General features: G+C 29.5%; 9 protein-coding genes and 1 pseudogene. All 10 read left to right on the forward strand.

Annotated features, from left to right (window positions below; translation table 11 throughout):
- Nucleotides 1-159: 159 nt before the first annotated feature.
- Nucleotides 160-1,086 (forward strand): annotated as a pseudogene (locus tag ACEW8E_RS15095) (CHAT domain-containing protein); the annotation flags it as partial.
- A 68-nt stretch (nucleotides 1,087-1,154) separates the two neighbouring features.
- Nucleotides 1,155-4,253 carry an NACHT domain-containing NTPase gene (locus ACEW8E_RS15100; protein ID WP_373481183.1) on the forward strand — a complete coding sequence of 1,033 codons (3,099 nt, stop codon included), beginning with the start codon at nucleotides 1,155-1,157 and terminating at the stop codon, nucleotides 4,251-4,253.
- A gap of 93 nt (nucleotides 4,254-4,346) precedes the next feature.
- Nucleotides 4,347-4,841 (forward strand): dual specificity protein phosphatase family protein, encoded by a 495-nt coding sequence (locus ACEW8E_RS15105; RefSeq protein ID WP_373481184.1) that lies wholly within the window; start codon nucleotides 4,347-4,349, stop codon nucleotides 4,839-4,841.
- 71 nt (nucleotides 4,842-4,912) lie between these two features.
- Nucleotides 4,913-5,101, forward strand: a complete 189-nt coding sequence (locus ACEW8E_RS15110; protein WP_373481185.1) for a DUF1778 domain-containing protein — start codon at nucleotides 4,913-4,915, stop codon at nucleotides 5,099-5,101.
- A 53-nt stretch (nucleotides 5,102-5,154) separates the two neighbouring features.
- The gene (locus ACEW8E_RS15115; protein WP_373481186.1) at nucleotides 5,155-5,532 is read left to right on the forward strand and encodes a hypothetical protein; all 378 of its coding nucleotides are present in this window, start codon (nucleotides 5,155-5,157) and stop codon (nucleotides 5,530-5,532) included.
- The gene (locus ACEW8E_RS15120; protein ID WP_373481187.1) at nucleotides 5,529-5,945 is read left to right on the forward strand and encodes a putative toxin-antitoxin system toxin component, PIN family; all 417 of its coding nucleotides are present in this window, start codon (nucleotides 5,529-5,531) and stop codon (nucleotides 5,943-5,945) included. The genes ACEW8E_RS15115 and ACEW8E_RS15120 overlap by 4 nt, the downstream gene beginning before the upstream one ends.
- A gap of 85 nt (nucleotides 5,946-6,030) precedes the next feature.
- Nucleotides 6,031-6,393 (forward strand): DUF4258 domain-containing protein, encoded by a 363-nt coding sequence (locus ACEW8E_RS15125; protein WP_373481188.1) that lies wholly within the window; start codon nucleotides 6,031-6,033, stop codon nucleotides 6,391-6,393.
- Between the two features lie 139 nt (nucleotides 6,394-6,532).
- Nucleotides 6,533-6,799, forward strand: a complete 267-nt coding sequence (locus ACEW8E_RS15130; protein ID WP_373481189.1) for an ATP-binding domain-containing protein — start codon at nucleotides 6,533-6,535, stop codon at nucleotides 6,797-6,799.
- A 145-nt stretch (nucleotides 6,800-6,944) separates the two neighbouring features.
- A complete protein-coding gene (locus ACEW8E_RS15135) occupies nucleotides 6,945-7,403 on the forward strand; it encodes an HNH endonuclease (RefSeq protein WP_373481190.1) in 459 nt (152 codons plus the stop codon).
- 64 nt (nucleotides 7,404-7,467) lie between these two features.
- Nucleotides 7,468-8,037, forward strand: a complete 570-nt coding sequence (locus ACEW8E_RS15140; RefSeq protein WP_373481191.1) for a Uma2 family endonuclease — start codon at nucleotides 7,468-7,470, stop codon at nucleotides 8,035-8,037.
- Nucleotides 8,038-8,444: the final 407 nt, after the last annotated feature.

An 8,444-nucleotide genomic window follows, 5' to 3' on the forward strand; every position in this document is an offset into this window, starting at 1 on the left:
AAAGATGATTTTGCTTTCCTTTTTTAATTCCATTTTTGTGAATATGTTTAGACCCGCACTCTGGACATTGTATCATTTTTTTATTTTTGATAATTTGACCCCTTTATCTAAAAATCATACCTTAATTCAGCAACGCCAAAATTTTTACAAGAGCCATCGAGACAAGAATTTAACGAACAATTATGGGATGAAAAATGGGATATATTATTCTTTGCAGGGCATAGTAAAAGTAATCATATTAGCGGTGAAATAGCCCTTAACTCTCAAGAAAATATTACCATTGAGCAATTAAAATATAGTTTACAACGGGCTATTCAACAAGGATTAAAACTAGCAATCTTTAATTCCTGTGACGGTTTAGGATTAGCCAACGCCTTAGCCGATTTACAGCTACCCCAAATCATCGTCATGCAGGAAGATGTGCCTAACGAAGTCGCTCAACATTTTCTTAAATACTTTTTACAAAGTTTAACGGAAGGCAAAACCATCGAAATAGCCAAAAGAGAAGCGCAAGAAAAATTACAAGGCTTGGAAGGGAAATATGCTGGTGCGAGTTGGCTACCAATATTATTTCAGCATCCCGATAGCAACTGGCATCCCTTCTCCATAATTAAGCCTGAATCAGAAGCAGTAAATTGGCTTAATATTTGTCAAGAAAAAATTAGCAAACAAAAAAATTTAACCAGTAATCCCTTAACCCTTAATGAAGAAAGATTTAACTTAGATGATATTTTTGTACCATTAGGCTTATTAGAGCGGAAAAAGAAAGAGAAAAAAGATAAAAATAGTGGTGCAATAGAAGCAGAAAAAGGCTCAACTTTATATAACTCTGGCAATAAATTTTCCACCGTCACCACAATTGTTGATATTGATTTTGATGATATTGATTCAAGTAATCATAACGATAGACAAAAACAAGAAGAAACCGAAGAAATCACCCGTGAATATAGCCATGAAGAATTTTTCTCAGAAGTATTAGCCAAAGGAGAAAGCCCAAAAAGTAAAGGTAAACGTATCGCTATTATAGGTGAACCGGGGGCGGGAAAAACCACTCAATTACAAAAAATCGCCCACATTGGGTATTAAGTCAAAATCAGATTCCTGTATGGGTATCCTTAGCGGATTTACAAGGGAAAACCATCGAAGAATATTTATTGCAAATCTGGTTAAAAGACGCTTTAAAAGTAGCAAGAGTGACACCAGAGCAAGAAAATGAATTGGTAGAATTATTTAATCAAGGGCAAGTGTGGTTATTACTTGATGGTGTAGATGAAATGGGGGAAACTAATCCCTTAGCCGAAATTAATCATCAACTGCGAGGGTGGTTAACTTCTGCCAAAATCGTTATCACTTGTCGGGTGAATGTTTGGGATGCAGGGAAAAATTACCTACAAGAGTTTGATATTTACCGCAATTTGGATGTGTCGGAGGAGTTAAGAGAGGAGTTTGTCAATAAATGGTTTAGTCGTCAACCAGATTTAGCGGAATCCTTAGAATCTGCCTTAAATCAAACGGGAAAAGAGAGAATTAAAGATTTAGTGCGAAATCCCCTGCGATTAACCTTATTATGTAGTTTTTGGCAGAGAAGACAGGGAGATTTACCCGAAACCAAAGCAGGTTTATATCAACAGTTTGTGAAGGTATTTTATGAATGGAAAGAGGAGTATTTTACTACTACCGCTAAACAAAGAAGGGAGTTAAACCAAGCATTAGGAATATTAGCCAGAGAAGCCATTGATAAATCTAATTCTCGTTTTCGCTTAACCCATACCGAGGTTTGTCAATACTTAGGGGATGAAGATTCGGAGTTATTTAACTTAGCCATTGATTTAGGTTGGTTAAATCAAGTGGGAGTGGCGGCGGAAAATCCCGATGAGGTGGTTTATGCTTTTTATCATCCTACTTTTCAAGAGTATTTTGCGGCGTTAACTATTGATGATTGGCACTTTTTCTTAACCCATATTCCTGATAATCCCAGTGAGGGAATTTACCGTATTTTTGAGCCTCAATGGAAGGAAGTTTATTTATTATGGTTAGGAAGAAATGATATTAATGATGAGGAAAAAGAGGAGTTAATTGAGACTTTATATGATTTTGGGGGGATTCTTTATCAACATCGAGCAAATTTTTCAGCGGGGATGGGCATTAGTGAATATAAAAACTGTACTTTAAGTGAAAAAATTATTGAACTTGTTATTAAAAATTCCTTTGGATATGTCGATAATAAACAAAATAAATGGATTTCTTATTCTGATAGTTTTAATTTTCAAAATACCCAATATTTGCCTTGGAATTTAGATTATAAACAAATATTATTAGAAGCTAATCATCATCAACTAAGTAACTATTTATTAAACATTATAAAAAGCCCATTTATCTTATATATTTTAGAAAACTTAACTTTAAAAGATTTAGAAATTTGGAGTAAAGTTTTATATAAAAAGACTAAATCAATAGAAATATTGAATCAATTATTGATGAAGATTATTAACAAAGATTTTGAAGGTATTAATGTTCCTAATTACAGGTTTACTCCTGATTCTTATTGTTGGTATCTCTCTTATTTGCCAGATGATTATGATGTGTATAGCTATTATAAAACTTGTATTGCACAAATATTGTTAATAATTAATCCTAATAATAAAATAGCTGAAGAACTTTTAAAAAATGATAAAAATTTTCATAAATATTTTTATGAGAGAATGGAAAAAATTAGATCTGAAGAGTCAGGTGGATATATACCATCTTTTACATTATTTCAGGGAACAGATAAAAGCCATTATCGTGAAGTAGATCACATAAGTTTTATCAAAGAATATATCCCCACAAAATTTCTGACATCAAACATTTGTTATAGTTGTGGTCTTGACGAAGAGCTTCCAATTAGAAATGGGTTAGAAACAGAAATTAATTCAGAATTAAAATATTTAAAAGATATATATGATTATGAACAAGAGGATATTAAACAATTACTTTCTATTCTCATAGACTTGTTGAAAAAAGATGATCTAAAAATTATTAGTCAATGTTTAAACCTTTTAAATCATAATTTCTCATATAACGATATTAATGACATTAATGATTTATTAAATATACTTCTTGATAATGTAGTATTTATTTTAAATACATATAACAATAATGTTGATATTATTATAGATTGTTTACAACTTTTACAGAGAATATCTACTAATAAAGAGTTTATTATTGAGAATAATATTAAAAGTATTTCCGAAACATTTAATTACATTTTTAATAAAAACTTGGATAAGCAAATTAACTTAAAGATTATTGACTTATATCTGAGATTTTCTAATCAAGAAAAATTAATTAATTGTTCCTCTTTAGAATCTAAAATAACAACTTGGCTAGAAAATTATTTAGATGATTTAGAAGTCTCTGATGAAATTACTATCACCAGAAAATTAGACGCAATTAATTATTTATCAAAAATTTCAGCTAATAATTTATACATTATAGATGCTCTTATATACTTAATTAATAATAGTAATTTTTTTAGTTTTGAAGATAATCAATTAGCATTAGAATATAATGTTAAAAAAGATGAAAATTACTTTTTAGAAAAATTTATTAGCCTTTTGAAAAATCAAAACTATTCAAAAAGATATGCGGAAATTATTAAAACGTTAAAAAAAGGCATAAATAAAAAATATACATATGATATTCAGATAGCTACTTGGGATATTTTATGGAATTGTGCAAAGGGTATTAACTATCCTGAATTTTATCAAGCATGGCATTGTCAACCGAATATTCACCCAGAAATGCGAGAAATTATGCCCATTGGGGAAAATAATTTAACTCAAAGTTTACAGCAACAAATTAGTGTTAATTCTTTAAAACAATTACAACCTACTGAAGCAGTTTATCCTATCATAATTGATCTCTTTAGTTTAGCAGGAGAAACAGATCAGGATGCAATTACCCAAGAAATTTCTTATCAAATATATCAACAAGTCTTTCCCGAAGATTTAGACATTCCAGAAATTAATAATGCACCCCAATTAAAAAGAATTATTGCAAAAATAAAACAATGGGTAAAAAAAGAGAAAATAGCCCTAATTTTTTATAATCATGAACCATATTCAGAATTAGTTAACTTCTGCCAAAAGATAAGTAACGCCGTTAATATTGGTTGGGTAACAAATGAATCAGTATCTTCTTTTATACGAGGATTTTCACCTAATCAAATTAATTTATTCAGTGTCATTCAAAATTGGTTAAATGACCTTTAATTCTTGATCTTATATCAATCCAAAGATAAAACTTTTGCATAAAAATTCAATCTTATCCTGATAAATAAATGTTGCTTTAAATTTAAAAATTTTATGGTAGAAATTATTATTTGCGGTGTGCCTGAAGTTAACGACTATATTGATGATGCAGATGCGGTTATTTCTATTATGAATCCGGGTTATCGAATTTATGCCCCTAGCTCCATTGAAGAAAAAAAAGAAGAAAATCGTCATAGTGTTTTAGAATTAGATTTTGACGATGTTTGGTCAGAAAATTATCAATTAGGACATGAAATTATCACCAAAGATATAATTTATGAAGTGCTAGATTTTGCCGATAATTTTCAAGAAAAATATAAGGGAGAAGGAACACTTTTAATTCACTGTCATGAGGGAGTAAGTCGCTCTACCGCTATAGCTTTGGCTATTATTACTCATTTAACTAAAGATATTCAAGAAGCAATTAATATCGTCAATGAAGTACGTTCTCAAGCCTTGCCAAACATTGAAATTATCCGCCTAACTGATGAGATTTTAAAGTTAAATGGTGAATTAGTGCAGAAAGTATTTGAATCGTATTATTACTAAAACTAAGAGTAAATTATCGACAAACATTAAAAAATTTCCTTACAATGTAGAGAATAATACTTGAGATTGCTATGAAAGTTAGTAAAGCCGAAAAAAATAAACCCTCAGAAACCATCAATCTGGGAATCGAATCAAGTCAAAAAGATTTAATCGATTTAGATGAGAGACAATGGAAAGTGTTTAATCACATTTTAAATGCTTCTCCCACCGACAACGAAAAATTATCTTATTTACTCAATCATAAAGCACCGTGGGAATAAGATGAGAAAAAGACAGCTAAAAAAATTTCTATATAACTCTATAAAGTAACATCATGAAAATTACTTTAAATTTAACACCAGAACAAGAAAATTTTTATCAACAATATCTCATTCACAACGAAAACAGAAGTCCAGAAGATATTTTTATTGAAGGTTTATTATTAATATCTGAAAAAGAAAAAGTGATTAATAAAATTAATTATTCTCTTAAAAAAAATGGACTCAAAGCTAGTGAATCAACGAAACAATTACTAGCAGAAAAAATATTGAAAATTCAAGTAGAAGATTCTAATAAAATAGATTATGAGCAGAAAAAAAAAGCTGAAGAATTAAAAACATTATTTCAAATAACTCGATCGTTACCCGATATTCAAAATATTACTGAAGATGAAATTCAGGATGAAATTAATGCTTATCGAGAAGGTAAATGAGAATAGTTATTATTGATACAAATATTGTTGTTTCTGCTGTTTTAAAAGGAAAAAATCCAGAAATAGTTATTAATTTTATTAGTAATAGTTCTAGCTATCAATGGATCGTATCTCCTACCATTTTACATGAATATCAAGAAGTTTTAAATCGCCCTAAATTAAAATTAAATGATGAAATTAAACAAAAATGGTTAACTAAAATTCATAGCATCACAAAATTGATAAAAGTTGATAATGAAGTTGATTTTCCTAGAGATCAAAAGGATGCTAAATTTATTAGTTGTGCCATCGCATCCCAAGCAGATTTTTTAATTACAGGCGACAAGGATTTTGAGGAAGTCAGAGAAATTGGAAAAACCATTATTATTTCTGTATCGCTATTTAAAGACTTATTTATCGACACAAATCAATAATTCACTTAAGAGATTTGAAAAAAAATAGCTTCATTGCGCATAATTTCTCATTTCTCTCCTGATAAATAAGTAGGAAGTGAAATTAATGGTTGGTAATACTATGAAATTCAGCAAAACTTTGCATTTTCTCGTAGAAAAAGATCCCAAAATCGTGGAAATTCCTGAGTTTGTAATTACAGGTACATACCATGATGAAAATCATACTCAAAGACGGATGCAACAACGAGCAATTAATGTCAATATGATTCGAGTGGCTTTGGCTTATGGTAAATATCAATTCCATAGTAACGCTCCTACATGGACACTGCTCGATAAATGCTTACGAAATACGATGTATGAACGGGCGATCGATCATTTACGAGGTTTACGCATTATTGCCCCTATAGATAAGGAGGAGGAATTTTTGTCCATTACTACTGTTTATTGGGATTTCAAACTAGCTAATTAATTAACTGAAAGTATGCAGGTCATTTTTTTGATTCTGCATATTTTTTTTAACTTCTCCTGATATGTAAGTAAGAACAAAATTAATAAGTTGAAATAACTATTATGTGGATTAACTTTCAAGATACCATCGAAATGTTATCGTGGACTCATGGAATGCCTTAAAAGGTGTAGAATTTGACGCTGTAATTATTGCAGGAGTAGATAAAGCCGAGTGTTTTAGTAATCCTGAAGCAGATTTCACCGAAAAAGCAGGAATTTATACAGCCATGACAAGAGCAAGAGATCATTTAGTAATACTTTATAATCAAAAAACTTCTATGGTTGAATTGATTGAAAATGCTTTAAATTCTTCTGATGTTCTTGATTTTGATAAAGAAATTATCACATCTCAATTTCAAGTTGCTTAATATTAGTAGATTTTATTTTAACCCTATTTAAAAACTTTTTAAAGAAAAATAGTGCTAAATCTTTGGCTATCAAAATCTTAAAATTAAATAAATACTGAAAATTTTAATATTTCATACTCAAAGAAAATTAAATATCACCAAAAATATGTGTAAACTATCGATCGAACTTGTACCGCAAACCTGTTGGTTTTCCAATGTCAGAGATCATGTTGATGGGAAAATATGGGATATACTCAGAAAAGACACCTATAAAAAAGCCAATTATAAATGTGAAATTTGTGGAGGAGTAGGAGAAAAACATCCCGTAGAATGTCACGAAATTTGGCACTATGACGATGAAAAATATATTCAAAAACTAATAGGATTAACTGCCCTTTGCCCCAGTTGTCATCAAGTAAAACATATAGGATTAGCAAGAGTTAGAGGAAAAGAAGCGGAAGCAAAAAAACATTTAGCTAAAGTTAATAATTGGTCAAATTTAGAGGTTGAAAAATATTTAACAACCGTTTGGAGTCAATGGCAAAAACGAAGCCAAAATAATTGGAAATTAGATCTTTCTTGGTTAGAAAATAATTTTAATATTAAAGTAGCTGAAAAAAGATAATCACGAATTTTTCTTAATAGTTGACAATAAAAATAACAATCTTTATTGATTTAAGTTAATAATTATGTTTGTTCAAACACCAGTACAAATTAATCTCAAAGAATTTTTACAATTACCTGAAACCAAACCAATTCAAGAATATATTAATGGTTATATTTATCAAAAACCTATGCCTAAAGGAAAACATAGTACCATTCAAACTTTTTTAACTACTGCTATCAATCAGAAAGGTTTACCTGAAAAAAAATGCTGTGCTTTTACGGAATTGCGTTGCAATTTTAACCAAAGATCGATCGTACCTGATATTAGTGTTATTTCTTGGCAAAATATCCCTCAAGATGAACAAGGAGAAATAAATAATAGTATTGAGATTGCACCTAATTGGGTTATTGAAATTCTTTCACCGCAACAAAGTTCTATTCGGGTTATTGATAATATTTTATTTTCCTTAAATAATGGTACAGAATTAGGGTGGTTAATAGATCCTCAAGAAAAAATTGTGATGATTTTTTTACCCAATCAACAACCTCAAATAAAACAAAATAATGAATTATTACCTATGTTATCTTTATTGTCAGATTGGCAATTTTCTACTCAAGAAATATTCGATTATTTAACCTTTTTTAGTAACTAATTTTTGTATTGTGTAAATTTTATATTATAATTAAGCTTTGCTGAACAAACCAGAAAACTATTGCCCATTGCCCATTTTCTATTGCTATCCTCATCATTCGACTTTTTCATCAACCCCTAATTATTTTTACTGATTTAATCATGTCTTTTACCGTAAGATTAAAGATATTAATAATCAAAATGATCGAATGAGTAAGCTAGTCGTTTTAAATTTAGGTGCTGGAAACTTAAATAGTGGATTTTCTCATATTACCGCTCAATTAAGGACCATTCGTTAGAAGTTAAATAAATCAACAAAAAGTCAAGATAATAGTAATAAAAATTAACAAATAGCTGAAAGCCTTATAAATGTTAATATTTTGAGAGTATTCCCTTTTTCCCAACCACGGATGACTAAGAAAATTAACC

The sequence above is a fragment of the Geminocystis sp. genome, assembly GCF_041753295.1.
Taxonomy (GTDB): domain Bacteria; phylum Cyanobacteriota; class Cyanobacteriia; order Cyanobacteriales; family Cyanobacteriaceae; genus Geminocystis.

Bases quoted from the DNA above. Each gene is read 5' to 3' on its own strand.
- ACEW8E_RS15125 (WP_373481188.1), top strand. From the start codon at position 6,031: ATGGTTGGTAATACTATGAAATTCAGCAAAACTTTGCATTTTCTCGTA.
- ACEW8E_RS15140 (WP_373481191.1), top strand. From the start codon at position 7,468: ATGTTTGTTCAAACACCAGTACAAATTAATCTCAAAGAATTTTTACAA.
- ACEW8E_RS15120 (WP_373481187.1), top strand. From the start codon at position 5,529: ATGAGAATAGTTATTATTGATACAAATATTGTTGTTTCTGCTGTTTTA.
- ACEW8E_RS15115 (WP_373481186.1), top strand. From the start codon at position 5,155: ATGAAAATTACTTTAAATTTAACACCAGAACAAGAAAATTTTTATCAA.
- ACEW8E_RS15105 (WP_373481184.1), top strand. From the start codon at position 4,347: ATGGTAGAAATTATTATTTGCGGTGTGCCTGAAGTTAACGACTATATT.
- ACEW8E_RS15110 (WP_373481185.1), top strand. From the start codon at position 4,913: ATGAAAGTTAGTAAAGCCGAAAAAAATAAACCCTCAGAAACCATCAAT.
- ACEW8E_RS15135 (WP_373481190.1), top strand. From the start codon at position 6,945: ATGTGTAAACTATCGATCGAACTTGTACCGCAAACCTGTTGGTTTTCC.